General features: G+C 51.2%; 22 protein-coding genes. 16 read left to right on the forward strand and 6 right to left on the reverse strand.

What is annotated here, in order from left to right; all coding sequences use genetic code 11:
* Position 1 precedes the first annotated feature (1 nt).
* The 10 genes from secY (at position 2) to LQK91_RS18320 (ending at position 5718) form a co-directional block, all read left to right on the forward strand.
* Entirely contained in the window at positions 2 to 1333 is a 1332-nt protein-coding gene (secY, locus tag LQK91_RS18275; RefSeq protein ID WP_003850175.1) for a preprotein translocase subunit SecY, read from the forward strand.
* Positions 1334 to 1365: 32 nt separating this feature from the next.
* Positions 1366 to 1482: a 50S ribosomal protein L36 gene (gene rpmJ, locus LQK91_RS18280; RefSeq protein ID WP_004160566.1), complete on the forward strand. Its 117-nt coding sequence runs from the start codon at positions 1366 to 1368 to the stop codon at positions 1480 to 1482.
* Between the two features lie 146 nt (positions 1483 to 1628).
* Positions 1629 to 1985 carry a 30S ribosomal protein S13 gene (rpsM, locus tag LQK91_RS18285; protein ID WP_003850176.1) on the forward strand — a complete coding sequence of 119 codons (357 nt, stop codon included), beginning with the start codon at positions 1629 to 1631 and terminating at the stop codon, positions 1983 to 1985.
* 16 nt (positions 1986 to 2001) lie between these two features.
* Complete coding sequence (gene rpsK, locus LQK91_RS18290; RefSeq protein WP_004160563.1) at positions 2002 to 2391, forward strand: 30S ribosomal protein S11; 390 nt, start codon at positions 2002 to 2004, stop codon at positions 2389 to 2391.
* 33 nt (positions 2392 to 2424) lie between these two features.
* Positions 2425 to 3045 (forward strand): 30S ribosomal protein S4, encoded by a 621-nt coding sequence (rpsD, locus tag LQK91_RS18295; protein ID WP_008927131.1) that lies wholly within the window; start codon positions 2425 to 2427, stop codon positions 3043 to 3045.
* 25 nt (positions 3046 to 3070) lie between these two features.
* Entirely contained in the window at positions 3071 to 4060 is a 990-nt protein-coding gene (locus LQK91_RS18300; protein WP_003850179.1) for a DNA-directed RNA polymerase subunit alpha, read from the forward strand.
* 40 nt (positions 4061 to 4100) lie between these two features.
* Complete coding sequence (rplQ, locus tag LQK91_RS18305) at positions 4101 to 4487, forward strand: 50S ribosomal protein L17 (protein ID WP_003850180.1); 387 nt, start codon at positions 4101 to 4103, stop codon at positions 4485 to 4487.
* A 95-nt stretch (positions 4488 to 4582) separates the two neighbouring features.
* The gene (locus LQK91_RS18310) at positions 4583 to 4954 is read left to right on the forward strand and encodes a DUF1992 domain-containing protein (RefSeq protein ID WP_105099979.1); all 372 of its coding nucleotides are present in this window, start codon (positions 4583 to 4585) and stop codon (positions 4952 to 4954) included.
* Entirely contained in the window at positions 4955 to 5371 is a 417-nt protein-coding gene (zntR, locus tag LQK91_RS18315) for a Zn(2+)-responsive transcriptional regulator (protein ID WP_003852359.1), read from the forward strand.
* Between the two features lie 59 nt (positions 5372 to 5430).
* Positions 5431 to 5718, forward strand: a complete 288-nt coding sequence (locus LQK91_RS18320) for an alternative ribosome-rescue factor A (RefSeq protein WP_008927129.1) — start codon at positions 5431 to 5433, stop codon at positions 5716 to 5718.
* Here LQK91_RS18320 and mscL read toward each other — a convergent pair.
* The 5 genes from mscL to def form a co-directional block, all read right to left on the reverse strand.
* Positions 5665 to 6075, reverse strand: a complete 411-nt coding sequence (gene mscL, locus LQK91_RS18325) for a large-conductance mechanosensitive channel protein MscL (RefSeq protein ID WP_003852356.1) — start codon at positions 6073 to 6075, stop codon at positions 5665 to 5667. The two genes, LQK91_RS18320 and mscL, sit on opposite strands and share 54 nt — an antisense overlap.
* A gap of 124 nt (positions 6076 to 6199) precedes the next feature.
* Entirely contained in the window at positions 6200 to 7576 is a 1377-nt protein-coding gene (gene trkA / locus LQK91_RS18330) for a Trk system potassium transporter TrkA (RefSeq protein WP_008927128.1), read from the reverse strand.
* An 18-nt stretch (positions 7577 to 7594) separates the two neighbouring features.
* Positions 7595 to 8896, reverse strand: a complete 1302-nt coding sequence (gene rsmB / locus LQK91_RS18335) for a 16S rRNA (cytosine(967)-C(5))-methyltransferase RsmB (RefSeq protein WP_105099980.1) — start codon at positions 8894 to 8896, stop codon at positions 7595 to 7597.
* Between the two features lie 49 nt (positions 8897 to 8945).
* Complete coding sequence (gene fmt / locus LQK91_RS18340; RefSeq protein WP_105099981.1) at positions 8946 to 9890, reverse strand: methionyl-tRNA formyltransferase; 945 nt, start codon at positions 9888 to 9890, stop codon at positions 8946 to 8948.
* A gap of 20 nt (positions 9891 to 9910) precedes the next feature.
* Positions 9911 to 10423 carry a peptide deformylase gene (gene def / locus LQK91_RS18345; RefSeq protein WP_003852348.1) on the reverse strand — a complete coding sequence of 171 codons (513 nt, stop codon included), beginning with the start codon at positions 10421 to 10423 and terminating at the stop codon, positions 9911 to 9913.
* Positions 10424 to 10538: 115 nt separating this feature from the next.
* Between def and dprA the strand changes: the two genes are divergently transcribed.
* The 6 genes from dprA to LQK91_RS18375 are packed head-to-tail and all read left to right on the forward strand — an operon-like array spanning position 10539 to position 14333.
* Positions 10539 to 11663, forward strand: a complete 1125-nt coding sequence (dprA, locus tag LQK91_RS18350; RefSeq protein WP_003852346.1) for a DNA-protecting protein DprA — start codon at positions 10539 to 10541, stop codon at positions 11661 to 11663.
* A complete protein-coding gene (smg, locus tag LQK91_RS18355; protein ID WP_003852344.1) occupies positions 11635 to 12108 on the forward strand; it encodes a DUF494 family protein Smg in 474 nt (157 codons plus the stop codon). Before dprA ends, smg begins: the two co-directional genes overlap by 29 nt.
* 24 nt (positions 12109 to 12132) lie before the next feature.
* Positions 12133 to 12681: a DNA topoisomerase family protein gene (locus tag LQK91_RS18360; RefSeq protein WP_003852341.1), complete on the forward strand. Its 549-nt coding sequence runs from the start codon at positions 12133 to 12135 to the stop codon at positions 12679 to 12681.
* 3 nt (positions 12682 to 12684) lie between these two features.
* Complete coding sequence (gene tsaC, locus LQK91_RS18365; protein ID WP_003852339.1) at positions 12685 to 13257, forward strand: L-threonylcarbamoyladenylate synthase type 1 TsaC; 573 nt, start codon at positions 12685 to 12687, stop codon at positions 13255 to 13257.
* 3 nt (positions 13258 to 13260) lie between these two features.
* Positions 13261 to 14079, forward strand: coding sequence for a shikimate dehydrogenase (gene aroE / locus LQK91_RS18370; RefSeq protein WP_003852337.1), 819 nt, complete (start codon positions 13261 to 13263; stop codon positions 14077 to 14079).
* Complete coding sequence (locus LQK91_RS18375) at positions 14076 to 14333, forward strand: DUF1488 domain-containing protein (RefSeq protein ID WP_003852334.1); 258 nt, start codon at positions 14076 to 14078, stop codon at positions 14331 to 14333. The genes aroE and LQK91_RS18375 overlap by 4 nt, the downstream gene beginning before the upstream one ends.
* On the opposite strand, the gene LQK91_RS18380 is transcribed toward LQK91_RS18375, so the two are convergent.
* On the reverse strand, positions 14300 to 14854 hold the full coding sequence (locus tag LQK91_RS18380; RefSeq protein ID WP_003852332.1) for a gamma carbonic anhydrase family protein: 555 nt from the start codon (positions 14852 to 14854) through the stop codon (positions 14300 to 14302). The genes LQK91_RS18375 and LQK91_RS18380 overlap by 34 nt on opposite strands.
* Between the last annotated feature and the right edge of the window lie 157 nt (positions 14855 to 15011).

Raw genomic sequence — 15011 nt, forward strand, 5'->3', positions numbered from 1 at the left:
GATGGCTAAACAACCGGGATTAGATTTTCAAAGTGCCAAAGGTGGCTTTGGTGAGCTGAAACGCAGACTGCTGTTTGTAATCGGCGCACTCATTGTCTTCCGTATTGGCTCTTTTATTCCAATCCCTGGTATTGATGCCACTGTACTTGCCAAACTGCTTGAGCAACAGCGTGGCACCATCATTGAAATGTTTAACATGTTCTCTGGTGGTGCTCTCAGCCGTGCTTCTATTTTCGCACTGGGCATCATGCCGTATATTTCGGCATCGATTATTATCCAGTTATTAACGGTGGTTCACCCAGCGTTAGCGGAAATTAAGAAAGAAGGGGAGGCTGGCCGTCGTAAGATTAGCCAGTACACCCGATACGGTACGTTGGTATTGGCCATATTCCAGTCGATCGGTATTGCTACCGGTCTGCCGAATATGCCAGGGATGCAAGGCCTGGTAATGAATCCAGGCTTTGCTTTCTACTTTACCGCTGTTGTGAGTCTGGTCTCGGGAACGATGTTCCTGATGTGGCTGGGCGAACAGATTACTGAACGTGGTATCGGTAACGGTATTTCGATCATTATCTTCGCAGGTATTGTTGCGGGTCTCCCGCCGGCCATTGGCCATACCATCGAGCAAGCGCGGCAAGGCGACCTGCACTTCCTTCTGTTGCTGTTGGTTGCAGTACTCGTATTCGCAGTGACCTTCTTTGTTATCTTCGTTGAACGTGGTCAGCGCCGCATTGTGGTGAACTACGCAAAACGTCAGCAGGGTCGTCGCGTTTACGCTGCACAGAGCACACATTTACCGTTGAAAGTGAACATGGCGGGTGTTATTCCAGCTATCTTCGCTTCCAGCATTATTCTGTTCCCGGCAACGATTGCATCGTGGTTTGGGGGCGGTACCGGTTGGAACTGGCTGACAACAATTTCGCTGTATTTGCAGCCAGGACAGCCGCTTTATGTGCTACTCTATGCGACTGCAATCATCTTCTTCTGTTTCTTCTATACGGCGTTGGTTTTCAACCCACGTGAAACAGCAGATAACCTGAAGAAGTCTGGTGCATTCGTACCGGGAATTCGTCCGGGAGAGCAAACGGCGAAGTATATTGATAAAGTAATGACGCGACTGACCTTAATCGGCGCCCTGTACATTACGTTTATCTGCCTTATCCCGGAGTTCATGCGTGATGCGATGAAGGTTCCCTTCTACTTTGGCGGTACGTCACTGCTTATCGTAGTTGTCGTCATCATGGACTTTATGGCTCAAGTGCAAACTCTGATGATGTCAAGTCAGTACGAGTCGGCACTGAAGAAAGCTAACCTGAAAGGCTACGGCCGTTAATTCAGTTGGTTGAGAAGTTACGGAGAGTAAAAATGAAAGTTCGTGCTTCCGTCAAGAAATTATGTCGTAACTGCAAAATCATTCGTCGCGACGGTGTCGTCCGTGTGATTTGTAGCGCCGAGCCTAAGCATAAACAGCGCCAAGGCTGATTTTGTCACATATTTTTCTTGCAAAGTCGGGTTGAGCTGGCTAGATTAGCCAGCCAATCTTTTGTATGTCAGTGCGTTTCCATTTGAGTATCCTGAAAACGGGCTTTTCAGCATGGGACGTGCTTGTTTAATTATAGGAGTGCATAGTGGCCCGTATAGCAGGCATTAACATTCCTGATCAAAAACATACCGTTATCGCATTAACTTCGATCTTCGGTATCGGTAAAACCCGTTCAAAAGCCATCTGCGCTTCAACGGGTATTGCTGAAAATGTTAAGATCAGTGAGCTGTCTGAAGAACAAATTGATCAGCTGCGTGATGCAGTTGCGAAATTCGTTGTAGAAGGTGATCTGCGCCGTGAAATCACCCTGAGCATCAAGCGTCTTATGGACCTTGGTTGCTACCGTGGTTTGCGCCATCGTCGTGGTCTTCCGGTTCGCGGTCAGCGTACTAAGACCAACGCACGTACCCGTAAGGGTCCGCGTAAACCGATCAAGAAATAATCGGGGTGAGTAAATAATGGCAAAGGCACCAGTTCGTGCACGCAAGCGTGTAAGAAAACAAGTCTCAGATGGCGTGGCTCATGTCCATGCTTCTTTTAACAACACCATCGTTACCATTACTGATCGTCAGGGTAACGCACTGGGTTGGGCAACCGCCGGTGGTTCCGGTTTCCGCGGTTCACGTAAATCCACTCCGTTTGCTGCTCAGGTCGCTGCAGAGCGCTGTGCAGAAGCGGTAAAAGATTACGGAATTAAGAACCTGGAAGTTATGGTAAAGGGTCCGGGTCCAGGACGCGAATCTACGATTCGTGCTTTGAACGCCGCTGGTTTCCGCATCACTAATATTACTGATGTGACTCCGATCCCTCATAACGGTTGTCGTCCGCCGAAAAAACGTCGCGTATAACGCCCGTTTTTTTAGGATAGTTGGAGAAAGAAAATGGCAAGATATTTGGGTCCTAAGCTCAAGCTGAGCCGTCGTGAGGGCACTGACTTATTCCTTAAGTCTGGCGTTCGCGCGATTGATTCCAAGTGTAAGATTGAACAAGCCCCTGGTCAGCATGGTGCGCGTAAACCGCGTCTGTCTGATTACGGCGGTCAGTTACGTGAAAAGCAGAAAGTTCGTCGTATCTACGGCGTGCTGGAGCGTCAGTTCCGTAACTATTATAAAGAAGCAGCTCGTCTGAAAGGCAACACCGGTGAAAACCTGTTGGCTCTGCTGGAAGGTCGTCTGGACAACGTAGTTTATCGTATGGGCTTTGGTGCCACTCGTGCAGAAGCACGTCAGCTGGTGAGCCATAAGTCTGTTCTGGTAAATGGCCGCGTTGTTAACATCGCTTCTTATCAGGTATCTCCGAATGATGTCGTTAGCATCCGTGAGAAAGCCAAAAAGCAATCTCGCGTGAAGGCCGCTCTGGAGCTGGCTGAGCAGCGTGAAAAGCCAACCTGGCTGGAAGTTGATGCGACTAAGATGGAAGGTGTGTTCAAGCGTATTCCTGAACGTACTGATCTGTCTGCGGACATTAACGAACACCTGATCGTCGAGCTTTACTCCAAGTAAGGCTTAGTACCAAAGAGAGGACACAATGCAGGGTTCTGTGACAGAGTTTCTAAAACCGCGCCTGGTAGATATCGAGCAAGTGAGTTCGACGCACGCCAAGGTGACCCTTGAGCCTTTAGAGCGTGGCTTTGGCCATACTCTTGGTAACGCACTGCGCCGTATTCTGCTTTCATCCATGCCGGGTTGCGCGGTGACCGAGGTTGAAATTGATGGTGTACTTCATGAGTACAGCACCAAAGAGGGCGTACAGGAAGATATCCTGGAAATCCTGCTCAACCTGAAAGGGCTGGCGGTAAGAGTTCAGGGTAAAGATGAAGTTATTCTGACCCTGAATAAATCTGGCATTGGCCCTGTGACTGCAGCCGACATTACCCATGATGGTGATGTCGAAATCGTCAAGCCTCAGCATGTCATTTGCCATCTGACCGATGAGAACGCTGCTATCAGCATGCGTATCAAAGTTCAGCGTGGACGTGGCTATGTGCCGGCTTCTGCCCGAATTCATTCGGAAGAAGATGAGCGCCCAATCGGCCGCCTGTTAGTTGACGCTTGCTACAGCCCTGTAGACCGTATCGCCTACAATGTTGAAGCAGCGCGTGTAGAGCAGCGCACCGACCTGGACAAGCTGGTCATCGAAATGGAAACCAACGGCACAATCGATCCTGAAGAGGCGATTCGTCGTGCGGCAACCATTCTGGCTGAACAACTTGAAGCTTTCGTTGACTTACGTGATGTACGTCAGCCGGAAGTTAAAGAAGAGAAACCAGAATTCGATCCGATCCTGCTGCGCCCTGTTGACGATCTGGAATTGACTGTCCGCTCTGCTAACTGCCTTAAGGCAGAAGCTATCCACTACATCGGTGATCTGGTACAGCGTACCGAGGTTGAGCTGCTTAAAACGCCTAACCTTGGTAAAAAATCTCTTACCGAGATTAAAGATGTGCTGGCTTCGCGTGGTCTTTCTCTGGGCATGCGCCTTGAGAACTGGCCGCCAGCAAGCATTGCTGATGAATAATCAGATCACAGGTTAAGGTTTCACTGAGAAGGATAAGGTCATGCGCCATCGTAAGAGTGGTCGTCAACTGAACCGCAACAGCAGCCATCGTCAGGCTATGTTCCGCAACATGGCCGGTTCTCTGGTTCGTCATGAGATCATCAAAACGACTCTGCCGAAAGCCAAAGAACTGCGTCGCGTAGTTGAGCCGCTGATTACTCTTGCCAAGACCGACAGCGTAGCTAATCGTCGTCTGGCATTCGCCCGTACTCGTGATAACGAGATCGTGGCAAAACTGTTTAATGAGTTAGGCCCGCGTTTCGCGAGCCGTGCCGGTGGTTACACTCGTATTCTGAAGTGTGGCTTCCGTGCTGGTGACAACGCTCCGATGGCTTACATCGAGCTCGTTGATCGTCCAGAAGCTCAAGCAGAAGCAGCTGCAGAGTAATCTGTAGCAACGTAAAAAACCCGCTTCGGCGGGTTTTTTATTGCCTGCAATTTACTACCTTAGAACGTAGTCTTTCATGTTCAAAGGAGCTAACTATGTGGCTGGTTGATGAACTTGCTGAACAGCATATCAAAGCAGCGTTAGAAAAAGGCGAGCTGAGTAATCTTCCTGGCTCAGGTAAGCCACTGCAGCTGGATGATGACAGCCATGTTCCGCCCGAATTAAGAGCAGGTTACCGGTTGCTCAAAAATTCAGGATTTCTGCCGCCTGAACTTGAGTTAAGACGCGAAGCCATGGAAGTTAACGATCTTATTTGTCAGCTCGATCCAGAGGATCATCGGTATCAGGATCAGCGTAATCGACTTCAGGTGCTGACACTGAGATTACGCCAGGCTGGAATGAGCACCGATTTTCTTCATGGCCGTTATGCCGCAGCCATCCACAATCATTTCCGTGAGGAGAAGTAAATGTTTCGCATTGGCCAGCTAGCTAAGCTTGCGGATGTCACGCCAGACACGATTCGCTTCTATGAAAAACAACAGATGATGGATCATGATGGTCGGACAGAAGGCGGTTTTCGACTTTATAGCGAGAGTGATCTTCAGCGTCTGAAATTTATTCGCTACGGGCGCAAACTCGGCTTTAGCCTTGAAGCCATCAGAGAGCTGCTCTCGATCCGGGTCGATCCTGTGCATCACACCTGTCAGGAATCAAAAGCGATCGTTGAAAAACGGCTGTATGAAGTTGCTCAAATGATCGCAGAATTAGAAACGATGCAGCGTTCTCTGCGACATCTCTCGGATGCCTGTTGTGGAGACAGCCACACTAGCGTTTCGTGCTCAATTCTTGAGGCACTGGAGCGGGGAGAGGCTTTGAGCAAATAAGGATATTGTTATTTTGCTGCAAAAGAATAAAGTATCAGACCTTATAAACAGGAGGCGTCATGAGTAAATATCAGCACACCAAAGGGCAAATTCGCGACAACGCGATTCAGGCCCTCTTACACGACCCGCTATTTCGGCAACGTATTGAGCAGAAGCAAAAAGGTAAAGGCAGTTTTAAACGGAAAGAGAAACATGGAAAGGGGACGGGATGGGAGGGCAGTGATAAGAAAGCGTCTTATCACTGCCCTTCTGCTTTTACGGTTAAAAAAACCGCCTGTGCGGCGGCTTATCAACTATACCCGCGTGTTTTGCTGTTTAAGCAGATCGCGGATTTCAGTCAGCAGTAATTCTTCGTTCGTTGGTTTCGCAACGGGCTTTTCAACTTCCTTTTTCTTATACAGACGGTTCATTAACTTGATCGCCATGAAGATTGCGAAAGCGATGATGACGAAATCGAAGATGGTCTGAAGGAAGATACCGTATTGCATTACAACGGCTGGCGCATCACCAACTGCGGGCTTAAGTACCCACTGGAATGATTTAAAGTCGACACCACCGATCAGCAAGCCCAATGGTGGCATAATGATGTTGGCGACCAGCGATGAAACGATTTTCCCGAAGGCCGCACCGATGATAACACCGACGGCGAGATCCATCACATTACCGCGCATCGCGAAATCGCGAAACTCTTTGATTAAACTCATACTTATCTCCTTGCCTAAGCCAATGTCATAAAGTTTAACAAACCTTACTGTTTTTGCCATCAACTCAGCGATTTAAGCGGCACTTTCACGCGTCTCGTACTTTTTATGCCTGTAAATGCGGCATTTACAGGAAAAATGGACTTGGCTGAAAGAGACGTTCAACGTCTGAGACAAATTTCTTGTCGGTGAGGAACATGATGACATGATCTCCTTGTTCAATACGCAGATTGTCATTGGCAATCATCACATCGTCACCGCGAACCACTGCGCCGATAATGGTCCCTGGCGGTAATTTGATATCATCAATTGAACGGCCGACCACGCGTGAAGTGGATTCGTCACCATGCGCTATTGCTTCGATTGCCTCTGCAATACCGCGTCGCAGTGACGATACACCCACGATATCTGCTTTGCGCACATGGCCCAGCAGAGCAGAGATAGTGGCCTGCTGAGGTGAAATAGCAATATCGATGACGCTGCCCTGCACCAGATCGACATACGCACGACGCTGTATAAGCACCATAACTTTCTTCGCCCCCATCTTTTTTGCCAGCATGGCTGACATGATGTTGGCTTCATCATCATTGGTGACGGCAATAAACAGATCAACCTGCTCAACGTGCTCTTCCGCCAGCAACTCCTGATCGGACGCATCGCCATAAAAAACTACCGTGTCATGCAGATGTTCTGCAAGTTCGGCTGCGCGCTGAGCATTACGTTCAATCAGCTTAACGCTGTAATGTTTCTCAAGACGCTGTGCCAGACCGAAACCAATGTTACCGCCACCCACCAGCATAATCCGCTTGTAGGGTTTCTCCAGCCGTTGCATCTCGCTCATTACGGCACGAATGTTCTGGCTGGCGGCGATGAAAAAGACTTCATCACCCGCTTCTACAATGGTTGAGCCCTGCGGACGAATGGGCCGGTCCTGACGAAAGATAGCGGCTACGCGGGTATCGATGTGTGGCATATGCTCACGCATGATGGAGAGCGGATTGCCCACCAGTGGTCCACCATAATAGGCTTTCACCACCGCAAGGCTGACTTTGCCCTCAGCAAAGTTAACCACCTGCAACGCGCCAGGATACTGGATTAAACGGTAGATATTTTCGATCACCAACTGTTCCGGTGAGATCAGGTGATCAATGGGCACCGCTTCAGGAATAAATAACTTGTCCGCATCACGCAGATAGTCGGCCGCGCGAATCCGGGCGATACGGTTCGGCGTATTGAAAAGCGAATAAGCAATCTGACAGGCAATCATGTTGGTTTCGTCGGAGTTGGTCACGGCAACCAGCATGTCGGCATCTTCCGCGCCTGCTTCCCGCAAAATGCGCGGATGAGAACCATGACCCTGCACGACGCGCAGATCGAATTTATCCTGCAGATGACGCAGGCGTGAAGAGTCGGTATCCACCACCGTGATATCGTTGTTTTCACCGACCAGATTTTCTGCCAGGGTACCGCCAACCTGACCTGCGCCCAGAATGATTATTTTCATCGCTTATCAATACTCATCTCAGTTTGTACCCGATTTCTTTATCAGCTTAGCGTAGAAGAAACCATCTCCGCCTTCGGCTTGCGGGAATACCTGTAGGCCATTCGCGGGTGCATCCCTGAGGGAAACGGCTTGTGCATCGTGCTGGCGCTGCAGGAAAGCATCTATCTGCTGATGATTCTCTTCAGGCAGGATGGAACAGGTAGCATAAATCAGCGTGCCGCCTGGTTTCAGGTGCGGCCAGACAGCATCAAGAATTTCAGACTGAAGCTTTGCCAGCTCGGCGATATCACGATCGCGACGCAGCCACTTGATGTCTGGATGACGTCGGATCACTCCGGTAGCAGAGCAGGGGGCATCCAGCAGAATTCGGTCAAACTGCCGATCACCGCACCACTGCTGCGGCGTCCGTCCATCACCCTGTTTAACATCTGCTTTCATGCCCAGTCGCTGCAGATTTTCCTCAACGCGTTTAAGGCGCTGTGCATCTACGTCGACGGCCATGACTTCTGCTTCCGGCGCGATTTCGAGAATATGGGTCGTTTTACCGCCGGGTGCAGCACATATATCCAGAATCTGTTCGCCGTTTTGGGGTTCAAGCAGCAAAGCACAGCGCTGAGCGGACAAATCCTGCACGGTCACCCAACCCTGCCCGAAGCCTGGTAACTGACTGACCGGAGCAGGGGCATCGAGCCGAAGTGCATCCGGCACATCGTCAGCAGGCTTTGCATTCCTGCCACTTTCAGTCAGCAGGGCCAGCCATGCATCACGTTCGTGGTGCTGTTGGTTAACCCGCAACCACATCGGCGGACGCTGGTTATTGGCTTCGACGATCTGCTGCCACTGTTCTGGCCAGGCATGCTGCAATCGCTTTAGCAGCCATCCCGGATGCAGATACCGCTGCGGGCCATCCTGAATGCTGGCGAGCAGCTCTTCGCGCTGGCGCTGAAACTGGCGTAATACACCATTTAATAAGCCTTTCAGGCTGGTGCGCTTCAGGACTTCGGCCCCTGCGACAGTTTCTGCCAGTGCGGCGTGAGCAGGCACGCGTGTATATTCCAGCTGGTAAAGCCCGACCATGATCAGATAGTGCAGAACCCGCTGTTTACCGGTAAGGGGACGCGCCATCAGTTTACCGATTAGCGCTTCAAGCTGCGGTAATGTACGCAACACGCCAAAACAGATCTCCTGCACTAACGCGCTATCTTTGTCAGAGAGTTTTTTCTGAGCGGCAGGCAGTGCCGTGTTCAGGGATTCGCCCTTGTCGACAACGCGCTCAATAAGTTGGGCGGAGAGGCTACGCAGGTTGATTGATTTAGTCATAGGGTTTTGTCATCAAACAAAAGGCCCGGTGAGTGACCGGGCCTGAGAGTCAGTCCAGAAGGGTTCCAGGTTCAAACCATTCCCGGCGCGAGTTGAGAAGATCCTGAGCCGACATCGGTTTTTTACCGGCGGGCTGCAACTGCAGTAGATTCAGTACACCCTGAGCGGTCGCCACCTGGATGCCACGTTTATCCGCATGAATAATTTCACCCGGCGAACGATCGCTGTGAGGCAGAACGCTTGCCTGCCAGACTTTCACCGGTTGATCATCAATGGTGAAAAAGCTCATCGGCCACGGGTTAAACGCGCGAATACAACGTTCAAGCTGTTCTGCTGAGAGTGTCCAGTCAAGACGAGCTTCCTCTTTACTGAGCTTCTCAGCATAGTTGGCCAGCGCTTCATCCTGTTTTTCAGGTGTAGCCTGCTGAGTGCTCAGTAAGGTCAGCGTATCCAGCAGTCCCTGTGGTCCAAGTTCAGCCAGCTTATCGTATAGCATTGCACTGGTATCCTGGGCAGTAATCGGACAGGCAAGCTTGTGCAGCATATCGCCGGTGTCCAGCCCCACATCCATCTGCATGATGGTCACGCCGGTTTCGCTGTCGCCAGCCCAGAGCGCACGTTGAATCGGTGCGGCTCCACGCCAGCGTGGCAGCAGTGAACCATGAACGTTGATGCAGCCCAGACGTGGCATATCAAGCACGGCCTTTGGCAGAATTAATCCGTAGGCCACAACAACCATCACATCAGCCTTAAGGTCAGCAACCAGCTGCTGATTCTCTTCCGGTCGCAGTGACTTAGGCTGATACACAGGAATGTCATGTGCCATCGCCAGCGTTTTGACCGGGCCTGGGGTTAATTTGTTACCGCGACCCGCCGGGCGGTCGGGTTGGGTGAATACACCGATAACCTGATGTTCAGAAGCAAGCAGCGCGTCAAGATGACGCGCTGCAAAGTCAGGTGTGCCGGCAAAGATGATTTTTAGCGGGGCAGACACGTGTATCCCTTCTTAAGTTCTCAGGAAGCCTGGGCGTTCTGACGCGCCAGTTTCTCTAACTTAGTTTTGATTCGTTGCCGCTTCAGAGGCGACAGATAATCGATAAACAGTTTGCCTTCCAGATGATCGATCTCATGCTGGATACAGATGGCCAGTAACTCGCTGGCTTCCAGCTCGAAACTGTTACCGTCACGATCAAGTGCACGGACTTTAACCCGCTCGGCACGTGGAACAAATGCGCGCTGTTCCGGAATTGAGAGGCAACCCTCTTCAATACCGGTTTCGCCGCTTTTTTCCAGCAGCTCAGGGTTGATCAGAACTAAACGCTCTTCACGACTTTCAGAGACATCAATCACGATAATGCGCTGATGAATATCGACCTGCGTAGCGGCAAGACCGATACCTTCTTCGGCATACATCGTCTCGAACATATCATCAACGATACGCTGAATGTCTGCGTTAACTTCTTTAACGGGCGCAGCGACTTTGCGAAGACGCTCGTCAGGGAAATGTAATACCTGCAAAACTGACATAAATATCCAGATCTGTATTCGGTTAAGAAAAGATTACTACCTCATATTGTAGACTTTTCGAGGCCTGATTGACAGCATTGTGCAGCAGGAAGCAAGGGCGATCAGGGAGTCTGAGATGGACAAAATAGCGCAGTACGTGCGGCTGGCAGCCGTCACTGGAATGACAGGGAAACGCTGGATTGACGTCGCACAGCAGACAGGTGGCCAGGTAGCAGATAAGGAGCAGCTTATCCGATTAGGGTTAGATGCCAGTCAGCGCCAGCAATATTATGATTTCAGTGCAAAAAAACTTCCAGAATTGTATGACTGGCTGGCACAGAGTCCGGCTCATCATCTGATTACTGCGTTGGACGAGGCCTATCCAGCCCGTCTCAAAGAAACGAGCCGCTTTCCGCCACTGCTCTATATTCATGGCGATCCTGCTGTGATAAGTACTCCTCAGTTAGCGGTGGTGGGGAGTCGAAACTGTTCACATAATGGCCGTTACTGGTGCGACTGGTTTACTCAGCACTTAAGCCTCAGCGGTCTGACCATTACCAGCGGACTGGCCCGGGGTATTGATGGTGTTGCACATAAGGCAGCACTCAACGTGAAGGGCAAAACGGTGGCTGTACTGGGCAGTGGGTTACAAAATCTCTATCCCAAAAATCATGCCGACCTTGCCGCAGAGATTGTTGAGCAGGGTGGTGCTGTGATTTCTGAATTTCCGCTGGCGACCCTGCCGCATCCGGCGAATTTTCCACGCCGTAATCGTATCATCAGCGGTCTGAGTCATGGGGTGCTGGTGGTAGAAGCCTCGCTGAAGAGTGGCTCACTGGTGACGGCACGTTATGCGCTGGAGCAGAATCGCAATGTCTATGCCTTACCTGGCGCGATCGGCAATCCATTAAGTGAAGGCGTTAACTGGCTGATTCAGCAGGGTGCGCTGCTGGTGGCCCACCCCAATAACATTGTGGAAGATCTGGCTGGTGCGCTGAACTGGCTGCCAGCGACACAGGCCGACGAAATTTATTCTGAGGTGAGTGACGATGCTCCATTGCCATTTGCTGATGTGTTGGCTAACGTAGGTGATGATGTTACACCTGTTGACGTTGTCGCTGAACGTGCCGGCCAATCTGTGCCAGTTATCTCAGCTCAGTTGCTGGAACTGGAGTTAGCAGGATGGATCGCAGCTGTACCCGGCGGCTATGTCCGATTGAGGAGGGCATGCCATGTTCGACGTACTGATGTATTTGTTTGAGACATATATCCACAACGAAGCAGAAATGGGTGTTGATCAGGACAGATTGACAGACGACCTGACGGATGCCGGGTTCCATCGTGAAGATGTTTACAGTGCGCTGAACTGGCTGGAAAGACTGGCTGATTATCAGGAAGGGCTGGTTGAGCCAGTTTTACTGACAAGTGATCCGCTCTCCATGCGTATTTATACCGACGAAGAGAGCAAGCGTTTAGATGCTGATAGCCGTGGTTTTCTGCTGTTCCTGGAGCAGATTCAGGTGCTGAACCTGGAAACCCGTGAAATGGTCATCGAACGTATCATGGCGCTGGATACCTCTGAGTTTGACCTGGAGGATCTCAAATGGGTGGTGCTGATGGTGTTGTTCAACATCCCGGGATGTGAAAATGCCTATCAGCAGATGGAAGAACTGCTATTCGACGTCAATGAAGGTATGCTGCATTAAATTTCCTTTCATGCATTGATCGCTATGAGTAAAGCTGCACTCTTCACCGTGCGTAAACAGGATCCCTGCCCCGCTTGCGGGGCAGAACTGGTTATTCGCTCCGGTAAACATGGTCCTTTTCTGGGCTGCGCGAACTACCCGGCTTGCGACTACATTCGACCTTTAAAAGGTCAGGCCGATGGCCACGTGGTCAAAGTGCTGGAAGGCCACGCCTGTCCAGAATGTGGTGCGGATAAAGTGCTGCGGCAGGGACGTTTTGGCATGTTTATCGGCTGCAGCTGCTATCCGGAATGCGGATACACCGAAACCATCGATAAACCGGATGAAACCTCGCTGGCCTGTCCTCAGTGCCATGAAGGCCGGTTAGTTCAGCGGCGTTCCCGTTACGGCAAAACGTTTCACTCCTGCGATCGCTATCCCGCCTGCCAGTTTGTTGTGAATCTGACACCCGTTGCCGGAATCTGTCCTTATTGTGAGTATCCACTGTTAGTTGAAAAAAAGACGGCGCAGGGCATTAAACGATTCTGTGCCAGTAAGAGTTGTGGCAAAGCCATCGCTGAAGAGAATTCATAGATCATGGAAAATCAACACCTCGCCGATTCATTTGAAAATTGCTTAGCGCATCTGAATCGTCAGGCGGTCATCGCCTATCCAACTGAAGCTGTATTTGGTCTGGGCTGTGACCCTGACAGTGAATCTGCCGTCATGGCCTTGCTGGCGCTGAAACAGCGTCCGGTAGAAAAGGGACTTATCCTGATTGCCGCTGATTACACCCAGCTTGAACCTTATATCTCCGCACGCGAACTTTCGGTGATGCAGCGTGAGCGGATGTTTGCATGCTGGCCCGGTCCTGTGACCTTTGTCGTCCCCGTTCCACCACAAACCCCTCGCTGGCTGACCGGGCAGTTTGATTCGCTGGCCATTCGCGTCAGTGACCATCCCGATGTGCAGGCGCTTTGCCGCGCATTTGGTAAACCGCTGGTTTCAACCAGCGCAAATCTGTCGGGTCTGCCTCCCTGCCGCACGGCGGAAGAAGTGAAGCAACAGTTTGGTGAGCACTTCCCGGTTCTGTCGGGAAAAACCGGTGGCCGCCTTAATCCCTCTGAAATCCGCGATGTGATTAGCGGCGAACTTATACGTCAGGGTTAATTCATGGATCAATTCGCCGTTTTCGGTAATCCCATCAGCCACAGTAAATCACCGCTGATCCATCAGGCTTTCGCTGAGCAGACGGGTATTGAACATCGCTATGGTCGCATCTGCGCCCCGATTGATGGTTTTCCCCAGGCGCTCTCTGCCTTTTTTGAACAGGGAGGTCGTGGTGCCAATGTGACGTTGCCTTTTAAACAGCAGGCATGGGAGTTTGCCGATCAGCTGAGTGAACGTGCAGCCCTGTCCGGCGCGGTAAACACGGTGAAAAAACTCAGTGATGGTCAGATCCTGGGGGACAACACGGATGGCATTGGCCTGTTAAGTGACCTTGAGCGGCTTAAGATGATCAACGCTGGCGACAATGTATTGCTGGTGGGCGCGGGCGGGGCTGCTCGCGGCGTCATTCTGCCATTGCTTTCAGCGGGCGTGACACTGACCGTCGTCAATCGTACAGCTGCACGCGCTGAAGAGCTGGCGACGCTGTTTGGAGAGAATGGGCCTATCCGGGCATGTCGTTTTGAACAGCTGACGGGTCAGCACTTCGATCTGATCGTTAATGCCACTTCAAGCGGTGTGAATGGAGAAACGCCTCCTTTACCTTCTGACGTGATCCATTCCGGCGTGCAGTGCTATGACATGTTTTACCAAAGCGGGCTGACGCCTTTCCTGCGCTGGTGTCAGGGGCATGGCACGAATCATCTGGCAGATGGTTTGGGTATGCTGGTGGGGCAGGCTGCTCATGCCTTCTATATATGGCACGGAGTAATGCCAGACATTGCTCCGGTCATTGCTCAGCTTAAGCAGGCCATGCAGTCGTGAATCAGGCGATACAGTTCCCTGATGATGAAGCCTATGATGCTGAACTCAAGGCGGTTTGTTTCCCGGTACTGGTCAACGGCATGCGGCTGAACTGTGCAATCAGCTGTGAGTCGTTGATATCACGTTTTGGTGAAGGAGAGGCGATGGCGCTGTTTCAGCACCATCGCTGGGATCTGGAGGATGAGGCGGAAGAGGCTATCCGTCAGGATAACGTTGATGCTCAGGGCTGGGTCTGGTTAGCGTCAGCCAGGTAATCATCTTTCCAGCCCACATAGTTGTTAGCGGAATAGCGTAACCCTTCTTTTTCGCTGTCATTAAGCGGCCTGATTTGCTTCACCGGACTCCCCAGATAGAGATAGCCACTCTCCAGTCTTTTACCTGGCGGCACCAGACTGCCGGCACCAATCATCACCTCATCTTCTACTATTACGCCATCAAGCAAAATCGATCCCATTCCGACCAGCACGCGATCGCCAATGGTACAGCCGTGCAGCATCGCTTTATGGCCGACCGTGACCTCCTCGCCAATAATAAGAGGGAAGCCTTGCGGATTGGCTGCAGATTTATGCGTAACGTGCAGAACACTGCCATCCTGCACATTGGTTCGGGCACCGATCCGGACCTGATTCACGTCACCCCTGATCGCAACAAGCGGCCAGATGCTGACGTCATCCTCCATAATCACATCACCGACGACAACACTGCTTGAATCGACCATAACGCGCTGGCCAGTTTGCGGGAAAAGATCTTTATAGGGGCGTAGGGCGGAAGTCATCATGTTCTCCTTTGTTCTGTTTTCACTGCAGCCTGATGCGATTTTACACAGCTGACAAGCCAATTCTGACCCGGATCGCTGGTGATCTCATCAATCTGGATCATTTATAACCGTTCAGATAAAAGATCCAAAAAAAGGGTTGTGCTCTGAAACGGGA

Origin of the sequence: Pantoea sp. MHSD4, from assembly GCF_021043305.1 — a bacterium.
Classification (GTDB): domain Bacteria; phylum Pseudomonadota; class Gammaproteobacteria; order Enterobacterales; family Enterobacteriaceae; genus Pantoea; species Pantoea eucalypti.